Genomic DNA, 1013 nt, shown 5'->3' on the forward strand with positions numbered 1-1013 from the left:
CCATGGATAAGCCCCCTGCCCAGCCGCCCCCGAATAGGGGTCCGGCAGGCTATTGCCCGCCGGCACATCCATCATGATGATCGGATAAAGCGTCACCTTGAGCCCGCGCGTCCGCAGGTCGGCAATCGCCGCCAGCACCGAGCCATCCGACGGCGTGCCGCCATAAGCCGGCCCCGCGCCATGCCGCGACACCAGAGGCACCTGGCTCCGCCCCAGCCCCGCCACGCTCCAGGCGGCACCGCGCACATCGCGCGCCGCGCTCTCAACCCGCGGTCCCACCACGCAATTGCCCGCCCGCAAATCGCTGCCAAACCAGGCCACCACCAGCGCCACATGTTCCAGGTTCGGACACAGCGCCACCAGCTCATCGATCGAGCAGGTCCAGTCGCTAGCGCCCCGCGCCACATGGGTGTTCTCACCCAGAGTCTTGCCCGGCCCCACCACGCGCACACGCGGCCTGGGATCATAGCCAAATTCGGTCGCGCCGGGGATCACTGTCACCGCCCGAATAGTGGGCTCCAGCTCCCCCACCACCCGGCACAATTCCACCGACAATTGCGGAATGCGGTTGCCGAACTTGCTCAGCGGCAATTGCTCGACCACGAGATAACAGATCCCGCGATAGGCCGGCGCCACGCCTTGCGTCGCCTCGATCAGCCCATCGGGCAATTGATCCTCGGTGCCGCGATAAAACCGCAGCGTCAGCCCCTCGGTATCGAGCAATTGCCCATCGGCCCAGATGCGCCCCAGCCGCTGCACCTCGCCCTCGCAAAAGGCCACGGCAAAGCTGGCGCCCACCTCGTCCTCGCGCGGCTGGCCCATGCCCTTGGCCCCGCCGCCATCTCCCAGCAGCTCCAGCTCGCGCGCCCAGATGATATTGCCCGCAAGCCGGCTCCAGCCATAAAGGCGCGGCACCACCCCGCCCTCGGACGAGCCCTGCAGTCGCAGATCATTGGCCGATGCCGTGGCCTTCTCGCCAAACAGCATGCCATCGATGGCACTCCCCGCCATCG

At 67.5% G+C, this 1013-nt stretch carries 1 pseudogene; it reads right to left on the minus strand.

The window, feature by feature from the left end:
• A pseudogene (locus ACI3KW_RS23145) lies at positions 1-1013 on the minus strand (hypothetical protein); the annotation flags it as partial.

The sequence above is a fragment of the Devosia sp. ZW T5_3 genome (assembly GCF_044987315.1).
Lineage (GTDB): Bacteria > Pseudomonadota > Alphaproteobacteria > Rhizobiales > Devosiaceae > Devosia.